This window comes from Legionella rubrilucens, from assembly GCF_001468125.1.
In the GTDB taxonomy this organism is placed as follows: domain Bacteria; phylum Pseudomonadota; class Gammaproteobacteria; order Legionellales; family Legionellaceae; genus Legionella_C; species Legionella_C rubrilucens.
The window spans coordinates 226500-246031 of record NZ_LNYT01000007.1; the positions used below are offsets into that span (position 1 = coordinate 226500).

The window sequence follows — 19532 nt, forward strand, 5'->3', positions numbered from 1 at the left end:
GGCTTCTATCTTAAGAAGCTGATTAATGAGTTGTTTCTATTCAAATTTGAAATCATTGCGGCCTCCTTTTGGCAGATTCTATGTCTGAAAAAGGATAAAATGATAAGATGACTTTTTTATCCGACTGAGAATACCATGACTGATCGCCGCCAATCCCTGTTTTTACGCGCTCTAAAACGTGAGGCTGTTCCGCGAACACCCGTGTGGTTAATGCGTCAGGCGGGACGCTATCTTCCTGAATACCGCAAGGTGCGTGAGGAAGCGGGTAATTTTTTAAGTTTGTGTAAAAACCCGCAACTGGCCTGTGAGGTCACGTTGCAGCCCCTGCGCCGTTATGCGCTGGATGCGGCCATTTTGTTTTCCGATATCCTGACTATCCCGGATGCCATGGGTTTAGGGCTTTATTTTGCCGAGGGGGAGGGCCCGGGCTTCCATGAGCCGTTGCGGACCACCAGCGACATAGAGGCTTTACCCCATCTCTCCATTGTCGATGAGCTAAACTATGTAATGGAGGCCGTGCGTTTGATTCGTGGGGCAATGCCTGCGCATTTACCGCTGATTGGTTTTTCCGGAAGTCCCTGGACATTGGCCTGTTACATGGTTGAAGGGAAAGGAAGCCGGGATTACCGACAAATGCTGAAATTACTTTACAATCAGCCTTTAGCGGCCGAGTCCTTACTGGATAAGCTGGCACTTGCGGTAACGGCTTATCTTCAAGAACAGATTCGTGCGGGCGTTGATGCCGTCATGCTGTTTGATACCTGGGGCGGTCTTTTGAGCACAGCCAATTACAAGCAATTTTCCCTTCACCCCATGGAAAAAATTGTCAGGGAAATTAAGCAGGCTTTCCCACACATTCCCATCATTCTCTTTACCAAAGGGGGGGGGCAATGGTTGGAGGACATGGCCATGACAGGATGCGATGCCTTAGGTCTGGATTGGACCTGTGATTTGCAGCGCGCCAGAGTGCGGGTGGGCCATCAGGTGGCTTTGCAGGGCAACCTTGACCCGGCCGTTTTACTGGCCAATGAAACCGTTATCCGTGAAGAGGTCGGAAAAGTACTGGCTTCATTCGGTAAGGGTAACGGTCATGTCTTTAATCTCGGACATGGCATCACTCCGGATGTAACGCCTGAAAGCGTTGCGGCCATGATTGATGCGGTCCATGAATACAGTCCCCCGTATCATCAGGAGGATGTATGATAATCGAAAGCGAATTTAAACCGGCCTGGTGGTTAATGAATGCGCATGGTCAAACGCTTTATCCCACGATCATGCGTCATCTGACCGCACCGGTGGATTGCATGGAGCGGATTGAGTTGCCTGACGGTGATTTCATTGATCTCGCCTGGGCCGTCAATGGCCTTGCCGATGATGCCCCTCTGGTGATTTTGCTGCATGGTCTCGGGGGCAGTGTGCAATCCATCTATGCGGCAGGGTTGATGCGGGTGTTTAACGAGAATGGCTGGCGGGCGATGCTCATGCATTTTCGCGGCGCCAGTCACGAACCCAATCGCTTGCCGCGTGCTTATCATTCCGGCGATACCGGTGATTTGGATTATTTACTGCGTTTACTGGCCCAACGTGAACCCGACACATTAAAGGCGGTTGTCGGAGTTTCATTAGGCGGTAATGTGTTATTGAAATGGCTGGGTGAGCGCGGTTCGCAGACATGGATTCATGCGGCAGTGGCCGTTTCCGTTCCCTTTCAGTTGCGCCTGGTGGCTGACAAAATTGGACAGGGTTTTTCCCGTATCTATCAATCGTATTTACTGCGTAGCTTAAGAAACGTGTTCATGCGCAAGAGGGAGGTGCTGAGTCCGGATCTTCCTGATGCCCTGGTCAATGTCAATCAGTGGCGTTGTTTCTGGACTTTTGATGAAAAAGTGACGGCGCCTTTGCATGGTTTCGCTCATGTGCATGCCTATTATCGTCAAGCCAGCTGCCATGCTTACCTGTGTAAAATAGCCACGCCTACCCTGATTATTCATGCCTTGGACGATCCCTTTATGACGCCAGACGTAATTCCTGAGGAAAACGATTTGTCAGACCAGATTACCCTGGAACTCAGCAAGCGTGGCGGCCATGTCGGCTTTATCAGCGGTAGCTTTGGTCGGCCTGTTTACTGGCTGGAGGAGCGCATCCCTGCCCACCTTCACCAGCAGTTCAGTAAGATTGGAACTGACGACTCAATTGAATAGCCATCTCAAGAGATTGTTCATAATTCAGACGTGGATCCACCAGACTGCGGTAAGCATGTTTCAAGTCGTCCTCGCTTAAACCCCGTGCACCGCCGATGCATTCGGTGACATTGTCGCCGGTTAATTCAAAATGAACGCCGCCCAGATAGCTGTTCATTTTCTGATGAATAGTGACCGCCTGCTGCAATTCAGAAAGAATATTGTCGAATCGGCGCGTTTTAATGCCGTCGGTAGTGGTTTCTGTGTTGCCATGCATGGGATCGCAGGACCAGGTTACAGGGGAGCCGCTTTCCTGCACAGCAGCAATCAGGGAAGGGAGCCGCTGTTCAATTTGATTGGCGCCCAAGCGGGTAATCAGCAGCAAACGGCCTTCTTCACGTTCAGGGTTGAGTTTTTGCAACAACTCCTGAAGCCAGTCTTTGGTGGCAGATGGTCCGATTTTAATGCCAATCGGGTTTTGAATGCCGCGAATGAATTCGACATGAGCGCTGTCCAGTTGTGCCGTTCGCATCCCAATCCAGGGCAGGTGCGTGGACAGGTTATACCACAGGCCATCCTGCGGTTTGCGTGTCAGCGCCTGCTCATAATGAAGGTGCAGGGCTTCATGCGAAGTATAAAAATCAACCTTACTGAGGCTGCTGTTGCGTAATCCATCAATGCTTTCTAGAAAATCAAGTGAATCCGCAATCGAGCGGACGATGGCATTGTATTCTTCCGCCTGAGGCGAATGCTCGACAAAACTTAAATCCCAGCGCTGCGGATGATGCAAATCGGCAAAGCCGCCATTGAGCAGGGCGCGGATGTAATTCAGAGTCATGGCAGCACAGCTGTAACCCTTAAGCAACAGCTTGGGGTTGGGGATGCGGGAATGGGCGTTGAACTCGGGGGAGTTGACCAGATCGCCGCGGTAACTGGGTAGCGTCACGCCGTCGACGGTTTCAAAATCGGACGAACGGGGCTTTGCGTATTGTCCGGCAATACGGCCGACACGGATAATGGGTTTACGCATACCATGGAGCAGCACAAGGCTCATCTGCAATAAAATTTTTAATTTATTGCTGATGACCTGCGATCGGCAATCGTTAAACGATTCAGCACAGTCACCGCCCTGCAAAATAAACGCCTGACCCCGGCCGGCGCGTGCAATGGCCAGTTTCAACCTTTTTATTTCGCCGCTGGTAACTAAAGGCGGCATTTGACTTAACTGCTCCACCACCCGTGACAACTGAATTTCATCCGGGTAAGTGGCGGCCTGCTGGTATGAAAACTGCTGCCAGGAAACAGGAGACCAAGAACTCATAGTAAACCTTATGACTAGGCAAAAATCCAAGTATGCGGTGAATGAACAGATTGTGCAAGATACGGTAAATAATTCTCTGTTTTAAACCGCAGCTTCTTTTTAATTATTATTGCACAGGAACACTTGAATTTTCTATCGTCGCCCCCAATTTATAGCGTCTGATTGACGCGAGGAGTGGCTGATGAGCGAAAATAAAACAAAAAACTGGCAAAAAATTAAAGAAGAAAGTGACGCATTAAACAATGACGACCTGTTTGAAGACGATGAGGATCTGAAAGACGATGAGGATTCCGGAGAGCATGTTGAAGGGGCTCTGGAACAACCCAGCATTGGCGGTCTTGAAGAAAAATTGCTGTTGGCAGAAAAGCAGGCCCATGAAAATTGGGAAAAATCAGTCCGGGCGATAGCTGAGCTGGATAATGTCCGCCGCCGGGCGGAGCGCGATGTTGCAAATGCCCATCGGTATGGCCAGGAAAAACTGATTGCTTCCCTGCTGCCCATATTGGACAGCCTGGAGCAGGCCTTGCAACTGGCGGACAAAGACGCCAATGCCGCCATGTACGAAGGCCTCCAATTAACAATGAAGCTCTTTCTGGATGTGCTGGATAAACATGATGTCAGGCAACTGGACCCACAGGGTGAACCCTTTAATCCGCAGGAACATGAAGCCATGTCCATGCAGGATGTGCCGGGAGTCGCCCCCAATTCAATTGTTGCGGTATTCCAGAAGGGTTACAAACTCAACGATCGCATCATTCGCCCGGCCCGGGTCATTGTCGCAAAACCGAGGCCGATTGATGAAAATGTATAAAGACGCTTGAAATTGTTAAATTTCACCCCATATCAGAGACAAGACGAATACATTACTAGTGGAGCAAGAATAAAATGGCAAAAATTATCGGAATTGACTTAGGTACGACCAACTCCTGTGTGGCGATCATGGAAGGCAACAATACCCGTGTGATCGAAAACAGCGAAGGTCACCGCACCACCCCTTCTATTGTTGCTTACACGGATGACAATGAAACGCTGGTTGGTCAGGCCGCTAAACGCCAGGCAGTTACCAATCCTAAAAATACCCTGTTTGCCGTCAAACGTTTGATTGGACGCCGTTTTGATGATCCAGTGGTTCAGAAAGACATTAAAATGGTTCCCTACCAAATCATCAAAGCCGACAATGGCGATGCCTGGGTACGTGTTAAAAACCAGGACAAGGCGCCGCCGCAGATTTCTGCGGAAGTGTTGCGCAAAATGAAGAAAACCGCAGAAGATTACCTCGGCGAAGAAGTCAGGGAAGCGGTTATTACTGTTCCGGCTTATTTCAATGATTCCCAGCGTCAGGCCACGAAAGATGCTGGCCGTATCGCCGGCCTTGAAGTGAAACGTATTATCAACGAACCCACCGCGGCTGCATTGGCTTATGGGATGGACAAGAAACGCGGTGACTCCGTCATTGCGGTTTATGACTTAGGCGGCGGTACGTTTGATATTTCCATCATTGAAATTGCTGAAGTCGATGGCGAGCACCAGTTTGAAGTCTTGTCCACGAATGGGGATACCTTCCTCGGTGGTGAGGACTTTGACCTTGCCTTAATCGAATACCTGGCGGCTGAGTTCAAAAAGGACACCGGCATTGACCTGCATAATGATCCGCTGGCTCTGCAACGCCTTAAAGAAGCGGCTGAAAAAGCAAAAATCGAATTGTCTTCCGCACAGCAGACTGATGTTAACCTGCCCTACATTACGGCCGATGCATCAGGACCCAAGCACCTCAACATTAAATTAACCCGCGCCAAACTGGAATCTCTGGTTGAGAAACTGGTGGAGCGTACAATTGAACCCTGCAAAACTGCATTGAAAGATGCCGGGCTGTCGGTTTCCCAAATCAACGAAGTCATTCTCGTCGGCGGTCAAACCCGTATGCCGCTGGTGCAAAAAACAGTGCAGGACTTTTTCGGCAAAGAGCCGCGCAAAGACGTTAACCCTGATGAAGCGGTGGCCGTCGGTGCCGCGATTCAGGCTGCCGTTCTGTCCGGTGATGTCAAGGACATTCTGCTGCTTGACGTTACGCCGCTGTCGCTGGGTATTGAAACCTTGGGCGGCGTCATGACCAAGCTGATTGAAAAGAATACAACCATTCCCACCAAGGCTAACCAGGTCTTCTCCACCGCAGATGATAATCAGACGGCGGTGACGGTTCATGTCCTGCAAGGGGAGCGTGAACAGGCTTCAGCGAACAAATCATTGGGCCGCTTTGACTTAAATGACATTCCGCCTGCACCACGTGGTGTGCCGCAAATTGAAGTGACCTTCGATATTGACGCGAACGGTATTCTTAATGTGTCGGCTAAAGACAAGGCCACCGGTAAGGCACAATCCATCGTTATTAAAGCTTCAAGCGGTTTAAGTGAAGCCGAAGTCGAAGCGATGGTGAAAGATGCTCAGGCGCATGCCGACGAAGACAAAAAATTCAAAGAACTGGCCGACGTCCGAAACCATGCGGACAGCTTGATTCACAGCAGTGAAAAATCCTTAAAAGATCTGGCCACAGAGCTGTCTGATGACGAGAAACGAGGTATTGAAACAGCCATTTCCGAATTGAAAGAGGCGGTCAAAGGCAATGACAAGGCTCACATCGAAGACAAATTGAAAGTGCTGACCGATGCTTCTGCGAAAATGGCCGAGCGCATTTATGCCAAGAAAGCCGCGGAAGGTCAGGCGCAAGGCGCGCCAGCCGGTGCTGAGACTCACACGGAAGAAGCGTCTTCTGCCAAAGCCGATGAAGGGGTTGTCGATGCTGAATTTGAAGAGGTTCAGGACGACAAGAAGTAACAGACAGCGTACCGGCGGCTTTAGCGGAACATTGAGAGATGTCTGCTAAAGCCTGCAAGGCGCTGCATAAGTAATGATTAAGGGGAGAGTGCCTGAGCACTCTTTTACTATTATTGTGCTATAGGTTTAAAGGTATAGCGTTATTATTGATGTGAGCAGTCATGGAACAACAGGATTACTACGAACTTCTCGGCGTGGGCCGTCATGCCGATGAAAACGAAATCAAAAAGGCCTATCGCAAGCTGGCCATGAAATACCACCCTGATCGTAATTCCAATGACAAAGAGTCTGAAGAAAAATTCAAGGAAATTCAAAAAGCCTACGCAGTACTGTCTGATCCGCAGAAACGAGCGGCCTATGATCAGTTTGGTCATGCCGGCGTTGATCCATCCATGCGCGGCGGATTTGGAGGTTTTGGCGGGTTTGGCGATGTGTTTGAAGACATTTTCGAAAACATCTTCTCTGGCGGACGCGGGCCGGGGCGCCAATCACGCGGTCAGCGAGGTGCAGATCTGCAATACAATCTGCAACTGACCCTGGAAGAAGCAGCAGCAGGCAAGCAGGTCGAAATTACCGTACCCCGTCATGCGGCCTGTGGGGTCTGTCATGGTTCGGGAGCAAAGCCCGGCTCCAGCCCTAAAAATTGCGAAACCTGCGGCGGGGTGGGGCAGGTGCGTATCCAGCAGGGTTTCTTTTCCATTCAACAAACCTGCCCCGGTTGTCATGGCGAAGGTCGGGTGATTACGGATCCCTGCGGCAACTGCCATGGTCAGGGCCGCGTACGCGAAAGTAAAAAACTCACGGTGAAAATCCCGGCCGGCGTTGACAATGGCGACAGAGTCCGTTTGAGCGGCGAAGGGGAAGCCGGTATTCATGGCGGCGGCAGCGGAGACTTGTATGTGCAAATCGGCGTCAAGGCGCATCCCATTTTTGAACGCAGCGACAGCGATCTGCATTGTGAAGTACCGATAAGCTTTGTCACAGCGGCACTGGGCGGCTCTATCGAAGTGCCTACCCTGGAAGGACGGGTTACCCTTAAGATCCCTGCCGAGACACAAACCGGCAAAGTATTTCGTTTAAGGGGTAAGGGAATTAAATCCGTAAGAGGTCAGGGCGTTGGCGATTTGCTTTGCCGGGTGGTGGTGGAAACGCCGGTGAACTTATCCCGCGAACAGAAGGAGTTGTTAACTCAATTGCAGGAATCTTTAGACAGCAGTAAAAAAACCCATTCGCCGCGTTTAAGCTCGTGGTTCGACGGTGTAAAAAAATTCTTCGAAGACATGAAATTTTAACACGAGTACGTTACAATCCGTTAATTTTACTGCCAGCGACTGTCTGCTCTGAGCCGTTTCAACCCGAAAGGGCACAGAGCCAAAGAGCCTTTAGTGAAGAGTATCTCCATGTTTAATAAACCAGCAATTTTAGCGCTAGCCGATGGAACAGTATTCCGAGGGGTTTCCGTGGGTGCACACGGGGATTGCGTCGGTGAACTGGTTTTCAATACGTCGATGACTGGCTATCAGGAAATGCTAACCGATCCCTCCTATGCCAGGCAGATTATCACGCTGACGACGGCGCATGTGGGGAATACCGGTTGTAATGAAGAGGACATGGAGTCTTCAAGAATCTGGGCGGCAGGTCTTGTCATGCGCCATTGTTCCCTGATTCCGAGCAATTACCGTGCATCCCAATCCCTGCCGGAGTGGCTCAAAAAACAAGGGGTTGTGGCCATCGCCGGAATAGATACCCGTCAATTGACTATCCTGCTGCGGGAAAAAGGGGCAATCGGGGCCTGTATCAGTACGCAGGATGATGAAGAAGCGGCTATTCACAAGGCGCAGCAGTTCGGCGGTCTGGACGGTCTGGATCTCGCCTGTGAAGTCTCACGCCAGACCATCGAACGCTGGCATGACGGCCGCGGCGAATGGGGACAAAAATCCAGGCCTTCGCATTTTCATGTTGTCGCTTATGATTTTGGCGTGAAATACAATATTCTGCGTATTCTGCATGAGAAAGGCTGCCATATCACCCTCGTGCCCGCGACTACCTCGGCCAAAGAGGCCCTGGCTTTAAATCCTGACGGTATCTTTTTATCCAACGGTCCAGGCGATCCGTTTGCCTGTGATTATGCCATTGCTGCCACGCGTGAATTTTTAGAAAGAGACATTCCCCTCTTCGGCATTTGCCTGGGTTTTCAAATCCTGGCCTTAGCCGCTGGGGCTAAAACAGTAAAAATGAAATTTGGTCACCATGGCGCCAATCATCCCGTGATTGAAACACGGTCACCCCGCCGGGTATTCATCACCAGTCAGAACCATGGCTTTGCAGTGGAGGAAGCCAGTTTACCGGATTGCCTTGAAATCACGCACCGCTCACTGTTTGATAACAGCTTACAGGGTATCCGACACAAGACCAAACCCGCTCTGGCTTTTCAGGGGCATCCGGAAGCAAGTCCAGGCCCGCATGAAATTGAAATCATTTTCGATGAATTTGTCACTATGATGGATTCAAATCATAAAACCAATTTAGGGAGAACAGGTAGTGAGTAATTTTCACGTTTTTACTTCGGAATCCGTTTCAGAAGGCCATCCGGATAAGATTGCGGATCAGATTTCCGATGCGATTTTAGATGCCATTTTAGCCAAAGATCCCAAAGCCCGTGTGGCGTGCGAAACCCTGGTAAAGACCGGTATGGTGTTAGTCGGCGGGGAAATTACTACCACCGCCTGGGTCGATGTGGAAGAAATCACCCGAGGCGTTATTCGCGACATCGGTTACAACAGTTCGGAGATGGGTTTTGATTGGGCGTCCTGTGCCGTGTTGTGCGCGATCGGTAAACAGTCTCCCGACATCGCTCAGGGTGTGGACAATCAGGAAACCAAAATACTCGGCGCCGGTGATCAGGGGCTGATGTTCGGTTATGCCAGCCGTGAAACCGATGTGTTTATGCCGGCTCCTATCGCCTACTCCCATCGCCTGATGGCAAAGCAGGCGCAGATGCGGAAAGAAAGGAAATTACCCTGGTTGCGTCCTGATGCCAAATGCCAGTTGACCATGCGCTATGAGCAGGGCAAACCGGTGGCCATCGATACCATCGTGTTCTCTACCCAGCATGCTCCCGATATCAGTCACAAGGAATTATGCGAAGCCGTCCGTGAAGAAATCATCAAGCCGATTTTACCGGCTGAATGGTTAACGCCGTCAACCCGCTATTTTATTAATCCCACAGGCCGTTTTGTAATCGGCGGACCATTAGGGGATTGTGGTTTGACCGGACGAAAAATTATTGTGGATACCTATGGCGGCATGGCACGCCATGGCGGCGGATGTTTCTCTGGTAAGGACCCGTCCAAAGTAGATCGTTCTGCTGCTTATGCTGCTCGTCACGTGGCTAAAAACCTGGTGGCTGCCGGCATTGCTGACAAATGCGAAATTCAGGTTTCTTATGCAATCGGCGTGGCGGAGCCCACGTCCATCAGCATCGACACCTACAATACCGGACGTTTATCCAATGACACCATCATTGATTTGATCAATACGCACTTCGATTTAACGCCGCAGGGGATTATTGATCATCACGATTTGCTGCGCCCCATTTATCGGCAGACAGCCGCGTATGGTCACTATGGCCGCAATGATCTTCCCTGGGAGCGTCTGGACAAAGTCGATGCCCTTAAAAGAGCACTGTAATTAAGCAACGGCCTGTTGCCTTGGCAACAGGCTTTTTAGTCGTGAGAAAGGATAATCACATGAAACACATCGATGCATTGAGTACGCCTCGTGTCGGTCAGGATTTTAAAGTGGCTGATATTTCCTTAGCCGCCTGGGGCCGCAAAGAAATAGCCATTGCTGAAACTGAAATGCCAGGCTTGATGGCCTTACGTCAGGAATTTGCCAAAACTCAACCCCTGAAGGGGGCAAGGATTGCCGGCTGCCTGCACATGACTATTCAGACCGCCGTGTTAATCGAAACCCTGATTGCCCTGGGCGCAGAGGTGCGTTGGTCTTCCTGTAATATCTTTTCCACCCAGGATCAGGCGGCTGCGGCAATTGCGGCGAGCGGCGTTCAGGTATTTGCCTGGAAGGGAGAAACGGAAGAAGAATACTGGTGGTGCGTGGAGCAAACCATCCGCGGGCCTGATGGCTGGGAACCGAACCTCCTGCTGGATGACGGCGGCGATTTGACTCAGGTGATGCACGAAAAATACCCCGAACTGTTAAAGAACGTGCGAGGCGTTTCTGAGGAAACCACAACTGGCGTGGCCCGTCTGTATGAAATGGCTAAACAACATCAGCTCAAAATCCCGGCCATCAATGTCAATAATGCAGTAACCAAGTCAAAATTCGATAATCTTTACGGGTGCCGAGAATCCCTGCTGGATGGATTAAAGCGCGCCACGGATGTCATGATTGCCGGTAAAGTGGCGATTGTCCTGGGTTATGGCGATGTGGGCAAGGGGTGTGCGCAAGCCTTGAGAGGCCAGGGGGCAACCGTCTATATCAGTGAAATTGATCCGATCTGCGCACTGCAGGCAGCCATGGAAGGCTATCGAGTGGTTACCCTGGATGATGTGGCTCACGAAGTCGATATTGTTGTCAGTGCCACAGGCAATTACCATGTGGTGACCCATGACCATCTGTTACGGATGCGCAATCAGGCCATTGTTTGTAATATTGGCCATTTTGATTCAGAAATTGACATACAAAGCCTGCGCCAATACCGCTGGGAGAATATAAAACCGCAGGTGGACCATGTTATATTTCCAGACGGCAAGCGTCTGATTATTCTGGCGGAAGGTCGTTTGGTTAACCTGGGTTGTGCGACCGGACACCCCAGTTTTGTCATGTCCACGTCCTTCACCAATCAGGTTTTAGCTCAAATTGAATTATTTCAGCACAGTGACCACTACGAGCATCAGGTGTACGTGTTACCCAAACACCTGGATGAAAAGGTCGCTCGTCTGCATTTGGACCGCATTGGCGCTAAATTAACGCAATTGACCCGTGAGCAGGCCGATTATATTGGTGTCGCTGTGAATGGGCCGTATAAGCCGGATCATTATCGTTATTAATTCGTTTCTTACTCCCTTTGGCGATGCCAAAGGGAGTGCTTCCTGCCTGAAGAAAGACCTGTTGCTTAACCGAATACCACGTAATTAATGCTCTTGTTGTCAAAAACAAACTTCTGTACACTCAGCGGCTTATTGACGCAAGGAGATGGACAAATGCGATATCAAACAAGACTTATTGGATGCACCCTGCTGGCTTTGGCTCACGGGGCATGTGCTTCACCCGAAGCCCATGATGTGCGGGTCATTATTAAATACAAGCACCCCATGGTGTTAAGTAGCCTGCAAAAGCAGTTAACCCAGCAATTGCATGCGCCTGTAAAAACCTTAACGCCCATGGCGAATGGCGCTTATGTACTGTCCATCCCGGCAACCGAACTAAAACAGGCCAACTCCCAGGGTGATGCAACGGATTGGGTATTGGCAACGCTTCGCCACAATCCCGAGATCCAATATGCCGTCAAAGACCGGGTGGGCCATTTTAAACCGATGAACCAACCGGCTGACAGCGACGACATCCTATTATCCCATGAGTTGCAATGGGATGAGTTTTCAGCGCCCGCCGGGGTCATGCTGGAATCTGCCGCCGGTAAACGCGACGGTGCCTGGGCCTATACAACGGGCGAGGCGCACTTCCCCGTGGTCGTTGCTGTTTTAGATACCGGGGTGGCTTTAAATCCCAGCCTGGTGGATAACCTCACCAAAGACGAGGATGGTGAGGTGTGGGGATGGAATTTTGCCGGCAACAACCGTGATGTACGTGATGAAAGGAATTCTTACCATGGTACGCATGTCGCAGGGACAATAGCCGGTTACGGTGAGGTGATGAACGGCATAGGCGTTCATCTCAAAGTACTACCGGTGAAAATACCGGATGCCAGCGGCATGTATTATGAAAGCCAGGTGGTGAATGCCATCTATTGGTCAGTTGGCGGCGATGTGCCTGGCGTACCGCATAATCCTTACCCTGCCAAAGTATTGAATATGAGCTTTGGTGTGGATGAGGAACCTGGCAAAGAGATCGATCACTGCGATGAAGCCCTACAGGAAGCCCTGGCTTTCGCCCGCAAACAAGGGGCTGTAGTTGCGGCAGCCGCAGGCAATAACAACCGTTGGGAGCATTACAGTGCGCCGGCGGTGTGTAATCACACCATGAAGGTTGCCTCAACAGGACCTGAAGGCTTGCGTGCCTATTATTCCAATTACGGACCGAGCATCACTTATGCAGCGCCGGGCGGGGACGCACGTTACGGCAAGACGGGCTCCATTCTGTCAACGGTGAATCCTGGCGGCGGCTATCAGGGTTCGGGATTTGATTTCTATCAAGGCACCAGCATGGCTTCTCCGCATGCAGCGGGTATTGCTGCGTTGATTTACGCAGTTAAAAACAGCGACATTACTCCCGAGCAGGTCGAACAGCTTCTCTTTACCACCACCCATGCCTTTGGCGAAAGCCGCGATGCCAACAAATCCTGCATCGGCAAAAAGCCTTGCGGCCACGGTATCCTGGATGCTCATCAGGCCATAAAAGCCGCATTAGCCAATTACGATGTGGTCTTTACAGCCCCCGCTGGACAAAACCTCGGATTGGTTTCCTGTGCCGGAGGTGCTTTGCAGGCTCAACAAAAAACGTTAACCACCGCAAAAGCTCACTGGCAACAACTGGAAGCTTCCTGCCAGGACGAAGGTAATTACCAATTGCCCAGAGTAGAGCAGAATGGCGAACAGATTGTGGCTGTGTATGGTAAAACCCGTTATCAGTTGGATAAATCATCCTTCAAACGCTGCGAGGTCATTGGTTTCGACGGTGTGGGTTGCTATTTCTAAATACAGATGCTCATCCCGAATACCCTGTCATGCCCGCGCAAGGCGGGCATCCATGAGCCAAGGCACTGAACCTTTCTTACCACCTGAGCTATCCAAATACCCTGTCATGCCCGCGCAAGGCGGGCATCCATGAGCCAAGGCACTGAACTTTTCTTACCACCTGAGCCATCCGAACACCCTGTCATGCCCGCGTAAGGCGGGCATCCATGAGCCAAGGCACTGAACTTTTCTTACCACCTGAGCTATCCAAATACCCTGTCATGCCCGCGTATGGCGGGCATCCATGAGCAGGCACTGAACTTTTCTTACCACCTGAGCTATCCAAATACCCTGTCATGCCCGCGTAAGGCGGGCATCCATGAGCAGGGCACTGAACTTTTCTAATCGCCTGAGCTATCCGATACCCTGTCATGCCCGCGTAAGGCGGGCATCCATGGGTGTGCACTAGGCTTTATATTTTGCGGCTTCAGTTTCTTTAATAATCGGTTGATGATGTACTTTCACCGCGCCTGCAGTCTCCGCCGGTTGGCGTTGTGACAGCAGACAGTAGGCAAAGGGAACGACATACAGCGAGAAAAACGTACCCACGCTCATGCCGCCCAGAATGACAATACCCAGTTGACGTCGGCTTTCAGCGCCAGCGCCAAAAGCTAACGCCAGAGGCAATGCGCCGAGCAGCATGGCCATGGTGGTCATCAGAATAGGACGTAAACGGGCCTCGGAACTGGTTAATACGGCGGTTAATTTATCCCGGCCCTGTTGCAGTTGTTGATTGGCAAATTCAGTGATCATGATGCCATGTTTGGTGACAAGGCCTATCAAGGTCACCATGCCGATGTTGGTGTAAATCGACAGACTTTCACCGCAAAGGAAAAGAACCAGTGCCGCACCCGCCAGTGACAGTGGAACGCTCAATAAAACGATTAAAGGATCGGTAAAACTTTCAAATTGGGCAGCCAACACCAGGTAAATGAATAAAAGCGCCAGCAAAAAGGCCGACAAACTGCTTCCTGATGATTCAAGATAATCTTTAATGGCTCCGGTAAAGTGGTATTGAATATCCTCAGGGAGGTACTCTTTAAGCAGATGTTCCACCGTTGAGACAACCGTGCTTACACGGGCATTGGGCGCCAGTTCGGCGGTGATGATGGCAGAGCGCTGTCGGTTTAAATGCGGCAGGCTGTCAGGACCGATGCTGTTGTTGACCTCAACCAGGGTCGACAAAGGAATCATGCGGCCACGCCCGCTCTGCACATAGAGTTTATTCAGGATGGCAATGTCACTGCGCTGTGCCTGCTGCAATTGCAGAATCACTTTATAAGCCTGACCATCGTAATTAAAATTAACCGGGTTGTTACCGCCAAGCATGGTCGAAAGCAATTCGGCGATGTCAGCAAGATTCACTTCCAGGTCAGCGGCCAACTGGCGATTAATGGTGATGTCCACCTGTTCGCTGTCCAAAGCCAGATTATTTTTGACATGGCGCAACAGGGGATCATGGGACAAGCGCTTGACCAAACCCGCACTGACTTCATTGAGTCGTAAATACGAGGTGTTGCTGACTAAAGCCAGACTGAACTGACTGTTGCCGCCGCTGCGATGGCCTAAGGGATTAGGGCTGACAGGAAAGACATTAATGCCGGGAATTTTCTGCATTTTGTCGCTTAAATCCTGACTGATTTCCTTTTGCGAGCGTGAACGTTGACTCCAGGGGGCCAATTTCAGAAGGGTAAAGGCTGAAGCGGGTTTAATGGAGACCATGTAAGCCACTTTTTCGGGAATGGATTCGTAAACGGCTTCCAGCTCGCGGGTGTAATAATCGGTATACGAGGTGCTGGAATTGGTTGGCGAACTGACGGGCCCGATAATATAAGCCTGATCTTCAACCGGAGCAATTTCAGCGCCAAGCGTTTGATAAGACAAAGTCCCTGCGCCTGCCAAAACCAGCAATGATAAAACCAGAATAACGGGTTTTTGCAAGGTGTTTTTCAGGTTGCGCCGATAAGCATTGCCGAGGCGGGTGAATTGTTTATCCAGCCACTTCTGGTAGGCGGAATCCTCTTTCTTCATTAACCTTGAGCACATCATGGGAGAGAGACTTAAGGCAATGATGCCTGAATAAATCACGGTCAAGGCCAGGGTGAAGCCGAATTGTAAAAATAATTTCCCGGTGAAACCGGAAACAAACCCCATGGGGGCATAAACAGCGCCAAGGGTCAGGGTCATGGCGATGACGGCAAACCGGATTTCATTGCTGCCCTGAATGGCGGCCTGCATCACCGTCAGCCCAGCCTCCATGTGGCGGTGGCAGTTTTCGAGAATGACAATGGCATCATCGACGACCAGGCCAATGGCCAGAACCATTGCCAGCAAGGTCAGTGAATTTAATTCAAACCCCAGCCAATACATGGGCCAGAAGGTGCAGATGAGGCAGATGGGAATGGTAATGATGGGAATGAGCGAAGCCCTTAGGGAGCCTAGAAATAAAAACACGACAAAGCCGACAAAAAGAGCGGCCTCGATGAAGGTTTTATACACCTGACGGATTGATTCCTTAATGAAATGGGTGGAATCAAAAATAACCTCGGCTTGAAATCCGACCGGTAAGGTTGGACGCAGGCGCTTAAGCTCCTGATTAATGGCTTTCGCCACGTCGACCGGGTTGGCGGTGGACTGAGCGAGAATGGCTAAGCCCACGGCGGGTTTACCATTAACTCGCAGCAGGTTATCTTCATTTTCACTGCCTACCTTAACGATAGCCACTTCGCCCAGACGAATCAGTTGGTTGTTGCGTTTGGCAATCACCAGATCAGCAAAATGTTTAACGTTTTGAATTCGAGCATGGGTGACCACCGTGTAATAGCGATTTTTGCTTTTGATTTGTCCGCTTGGCACATCGATGTTCTGCTGGGTCAGCGTTTTTTTAATGTCCGCCACGGTAATGCCCCGGGCGGCCATTTTGACTGGATCCAGCGCGATTTTTACCGCGTAATCACGCGCGCCGTGATAAATCACCTCACCGACTCCCTGAATTTCCTGCAATTGCGGTTTAATATTGCGGGTGATGTAATCGGTCAATTCCAGTGCGTTTTTATTGGGATCGTGAAAAGCAATGACCACCACCGGGTTGGCATCATCATCGTTTTTGCTGACTGTTGGCGCTTCACTGCCCAGGGGAAGGCGGGGCTGAAGTGCTGACATTTTATTTCGTATTTCATTCACTGCTTCATTAATATCGACACCCAATTGAAATTCAACATTGACGCGGCTTTTGCTGAGCAGGCTGGTTGAGCGAATCAGATCCACCCCAGGCACACTGGTGAGAATATTCTCGACAGGAATGGTGATTTCCTTTTCAATCAGATCCGGACTCGCTCCATCAAACGTGGTCATGATCGTTACCACGGGTTTATCAATGTTGGGCAAATGGCGTACCGGCAATTGATTAAAATGCAATAAACCGGTGATGACCAGCAACAAAGTCAGGACGATGGTGAAGACAGGGCGCCTGATGCAGCGCTCGGGAAAAGTCACGGGGCACCATGGGCAACAGCGACCACGCGGCTCCCTTCTTTAAGCTTGTGTTGTCCGCGAATAATGACGACATCATCAGGGTTTAAACCGCTGTTAATTTCGGTGAGCGCTTTATAGTGAGCGCCCGTTTGCACGCGTAGGGCGACTGCACGGCCTTCACGCAGGACAAAAACGCGTTGACCGTTGATGGTGGGGATAAGGCTTTCTTCCGGTACAAAAAGCCGTTTTTTCTCCTGACCTAACTGATGGCTGACGCGGACAAAGAGGCCGGCTGACAGGAGCTGCCTGTCGTTGTCAATTAAAGCTTCAACGGCAATCGTACGGGTTTCTTTGTCAATGGCCGGTGCAATGTAGTTAACGACTCCCTTAAAGCTGTGTTTAGGGAAGGCTTCAGAAAAAACCCGCACCTGTTGTCCCAGTTTCAAACGGGTTAAAAACCGTTCGGGGAGGCTGTATTCAATACGCAGCTGTTGATTGGCAATGAGGCGAACGAGGGGTTGTCCTACATTCACATACTGGCCGACGCTGACTTTTCTGGAGCCCAGGGTACCTGAAAAGGGTGCTTTCAAACGGAGTTTTGCCAATTGCGCCTCTTTCACCTTGACGCGGTTTTGCTTGTCTTTCAAGTCAGCGAGAACCTGATCCTGAGCCTGTTCGGAGGTCAGGCCGCGTTTAGCGAGCTCCGTTGTCCGTTTGTAATTGGTTTCGCTCAGTTCAAGATTGGCTTTTGCAGTCGCCAGTTCGCTTTTAAGAACAGTGTCATCGAGCTGGATGAGCAGCGTCCCCTTTTTAACCTCCGTGCCCGGTTTGAAGTGAATGGCGGTAATCTGTCCGGCCAGTTCAGAACTGATGTCGATGTTGTCGACACTGGCTAGGGAACCCAGGGTTTCAAACTCTTCAGCAAACACCTTTTCTTTAACGCGGGAGACTTCCACGGTAATGGGTTTAGCCCGTGTGACCGCCGGCTGTTTGGCTTTTATCGGGTGAAAATAGAAATAACCGGCACCTGCCAGGGCCATGAAGCAGAAGAAGAGAAGTGTGAAACGAAATTTCATGCCAGGCACCGAGGATTAGATGGAGAAAAATTATAAAGCAATTTGCATTATTATTCAAAATTGGACGGCTGCTGGCCTTGTGTCTGGATAAGAGGTTATTTTGAGTCGGTTGCGGCCTCTGCCGCAACCCGGTGAGACTTAGGCTTTGGTGCTGTCGTCTTCGGCAAGCCATTGATTGAGTGTGTCAATGATTTTTCGCGCCTGTTCATTGCTTGAAATATTGAATTTGGACTTCATCCAATACTGATTGTTGCGTTTCTGATAGCGGCGAATGGAATATTTTACCGGACCATAAGCCTTTTGGGTATTGTCCCAATCCTGGTAACGAAACAAAATGGTGGTCCACGCTCCTTTGGAAAGAATCTCCTTGCCCAGTTCTTTCGTGGTTTCCATGCCGTCATCAGCAAAGGCAATGGTTATTTCATCAATACTTTCAGCCATTCATACTATCCCGATAAAATTTAATCGATGGATTGTAATTTGCCGTCGACAAATGTCAAGGTAATGGGCGGTTGATATTGGCCGGGCTGATAAATCCATATCTGCGGTTTTTGGGCTGTGGCAACGGGTTGATTGATGTAGGTATTGTTGACTAACGAGGGATTGCCGCAGGAACCATAGACCCTTCCCACGGGATCGCCGACCTGAATACTGGTCCCGCCGCAGATGGAAAACGCATTGGTGTCGGAGCCGTTTAATTTCACACTGTACACTTTATTGTCGACCACATCGACCTGCAATTGGGCGCCGCTGTTTGTTCCGACGGGCAATGACCAGACGCCATAAAAGGCGGTGCTGGAACCCTGATTGTTAAAAAACAATTGCTGAACCTGCACTTTCTGCATGATGGGATTATTGGATTCCTGTTTGCTTAACGGTTCGCCACAGGCAGCCCTCACTTGATCCTCGGTCATGCCGACATTGATGTAGCCGGCTTTCTGAGGGCAATAAATGGATTGAGCGGCAAATCCCTGGAATGAAAAGAGCAGCAATCCAATGGTCGTTAGTGCAGGTTTCATGGCAGCCCTCAGAAAGCGTATTCTTTGCTTCAAGTATAGCTGCTCCCCATTAAAAAAGGAGGCTGCCTTTTCCTAAAGAATCGGTAAAGGCATGGATGCGCTGATAAACAGGGTAATGACCTTAATCATAATCATGATGATGATGGGTGAGAAATCAAAACCGGAAATATCCGGGATAATTTTCCGTCCCAATGCCAGTAAAGGATTGGTCATCACGGCCAGCACTTCCCCTGCCGGATGATGCCATTGCGGGTTGATCCAGCTCATGAGCGCCCGGATAAGAACCATAAAGAACAAAAGATTAAGCGGCTGAACGATAAGATCGGCTGCGGTGAAAAGAAGCAGGTAAGAAAAGGGCATGATGGCGCCGTACACAATGAGGCCAATCAAAAAGAATTTAATCAATTCCACGGCAATGACAAACAGCAGTGTAATCCAGTCATAGCGTTTGGGGGCTGGCTGCTTTCTGTAGACCAGACGCTCCACCGGGCCGATGATTGGATTGAGCAATCCGTTGATTCCCTGGCTTATGGGATGCAGGGCGCTGATGCGGAAATAGCGTAAAAAAATACGTGCCCATAACAGTAACAGGATTAATGAAAAAAACAGACTGACAAGGTAATACCCTACGGTTACAAGGCCTGTCATACAATCTCCTCAAAGGGGATAACGTTAAGGCAGGGCGAATGCCTAAA

At 50.3% G+C, this 19532-nt stretch carries 15 protein-coding genes; 9 read left to right on the forward strand and 6 right to left on the reverse strand.

The annotated features are described in order from the left end of the window. Window positions 1-135: 135 nt before the first annotated feature. Together hemE and Lrub_RS04660 are read left to right on the forward strand one after the other, a co-directional pair. On the forward strand, window positions 136-1203 hold the full coding sequence (gene hemE / locus Lrub_RS04655) for a uroporphyrinogen decarboxylase (protein WP_058531024.1): 1068 nt from the start codon (window positions 136-138) through the stop codon (window positions 1201-1203). Further along, window positions 1200-2201 (forward strand): hydrolase, encoded by a 1002-nt coding sequence (locus Lrub_RS04660; RefSeq protein ID WP_058531025.1) that lies wholly within the window; start codon window positions 1200-1202, stop codon window positions 2199-2201. The genes hemE and Lrub_RS04660 overlap by 4 nt, the downstream gene beginning before the upstream one ends. Here the strand turns inward: Lrub_RS04660 and Lrub_RS04665 are convergent. Continuing rightward, complete coding sequence (locus Lrub_RS04665) at window positions 2167-3501, reverse strand: class II 3-deoxy-7-phosphoheptulonate synthase (protein ID WP_058531026.1); 1335 nt, start codon at window positions 3499-3501, stop codon at window positions 2167-2169. The genes Lrub_RS04660 and Lrub_RS04665 overlap by 35 nt on opposite strands. A gap of 181 nt (window positions 3502-3682) precedes the next feature. Between Lrub_RS04665 and grpE the strand changes: the two genes are divergently transcribed. The 7 genes from grpE to Lrub_RS04700 all read left to right on the forward strand — a co-directional run bounded on the left by grpE (window position 3683) and on the right by Lrub_RS04700 (window position 13229). Beyond that, entirely contained in the window at window positions 3683-4312 is a 630-nt protein-coding gene (grpE, locus tag Lrub_RS04670; RefSeq protein WP_058531027.1) for a nucleotide exchange factor GrpE, read from the forward strand. A 74-nt stretch (window positions 4313-4386) separates the two neighbouring features. Then, window positions 4387-6333 carry a molecular chaperone DnaK gene (gene dnaK / locus Lrub_RS04675; protein ID WP_058531028.1) on the forward strand — a complete coding sequence of 649 codons (1947 nt, stop codon included), beginning with the start codon at window positions 4387-4389 and terminating at the stop codon, window positions 6331-6333. Window positions 6334-6494: 161 nt separating this feature from the next. Further along, window positions 6495-7625 (forward strand): molecular chaperone DnaJ, encoded by a 1131-nt coding sequence (dnaJ, locus tag Lrub_RS04680; protein ID WP_058531029.1) that lies wholly within the window; start codon window positions 6495-6497, stop codon window positions 7623-7625. Window positions 7626-7733: 108 nt separating this feature from the next. Beyond that, window positions 7734-8882, forward strand: coding sequence for a glutamine-hydrolyzing carbamoyl-phosphate synthase small subunit (gene carA / locus Lrub_RS04685; protein ID WP_058531030.1), 1149 nt, complete (start codon window positions 7734-7736; stop codon window positions 8880-8882). Beyond that, on the forward strand, window positions 8875-10023 hold the full coding sequence (metK, locus tag Lrub_RS04690; RefSeq protein WP_058531031.1) for a methionine adenosyltransferase: 1149 nt from the start codon (window positions 8875-8877) through the stop codon (window positions 10021-10023). Before carA ends, metK begins: the two co-directional genes overlap by 8 nt. Window positions 10024-10082: 59 nt before the next feature. Beyond that, a complete protein-coding gene (ahcY, locus tag Lrub_RS04695) occupies window positions 10083-11405 on the forward strand; it encodes an adenosylhomocysteinase (RefSeq protein ID WP_058531032.1) in 1323 nt (440 codons plus the stop codon). Between the two features lie 153 nt (window positions 11406-11558). Next, complete coding sequence (locus tag Lrub_RS04700; RefSeq protein ID WP_058531033.1) at window positions 11559-13229, forward strand: S8 family serine peptidase; 1671 nt, start codon at window positions 11559-11561, stop codon at window positions 13227-13229. Between the two features lie 444 nt (window positions 13230-13673). On the opposite strand, the gene Lrub_RS04705 is transcribed toward Lrub_RS04700, so the two are convergent. The 5 genes from Lrub_RS04705 to Lrub_RS04725 all read right to left on the reverse strand — a co-directional run bounded on the left by Lrub_RS04705 (window position 13674) and on the right by Lrub_RS04725 (window position 19485). Next, window positions 13674-16763 (reverse strand): efflux RND transporter permease subunit, encoded by a 3090-nt coding sequence (locus Lrub_RS04705; RefSeq protein WP_058531034.1) that lies wholly within the window; start codon window positions 16761-16763, stop codon window positions 13674-13676. Next, the gene (locus Lrub_RS04710; protein WP_133134005.1) at window positions 16760-17818 is read right to left on the reverse strand and encodes an efflux RND transporter periplasmic adaptor subunit; all 1059 of its coding nucleotides are present in this window, start codon (window positions 17816-17818) and stop codon (window positions 16760-16762) included. The genes Lrub_RS04705 and Lrub_RS04710 overlap by 4 nt, the downstream gene beginning before the upstream one ends. A 138-nt stretch (window positions 17819-17956) precedes the next feature. Continuing rightward, entirely contained in the window at window positions 17957-18259 is a 303-nt protein-coding gene (locus tag Lrub_RS04715) for a hypothetical protein (RefSeq protein ID WP_058531036.1), read from the reverse strand. 20 nt (window positions 18260-18279) lie between these two features. Further along, window positions 18280-18837 (reverse strand): DUF2845 domain-containing protein, encoded by a 558-nt coding sequence (locus tag Lrub_RS04720; protein WP_058531037.1) that lies wholly within the window; start codon window positions 18835-18837, stop codon window positions 18280-18282. A 72-nt stretch (window positions 18838-18909) separates the two neighbouring features. After that, window positions 18910-19485 carry a YggT family protein gene (locus Lrub_RS04725; protein WP_058531038.1) on the reverse strand — a complete coding sequence of 192 codons (576 nt, stop codon included), beginning with the start codon at window positions 19483-19485 and terminating at the stop codon, window positions 18910-18912. Between the last annotated feature and the right edge of the window lie 47 nt (window positions 19486-19532).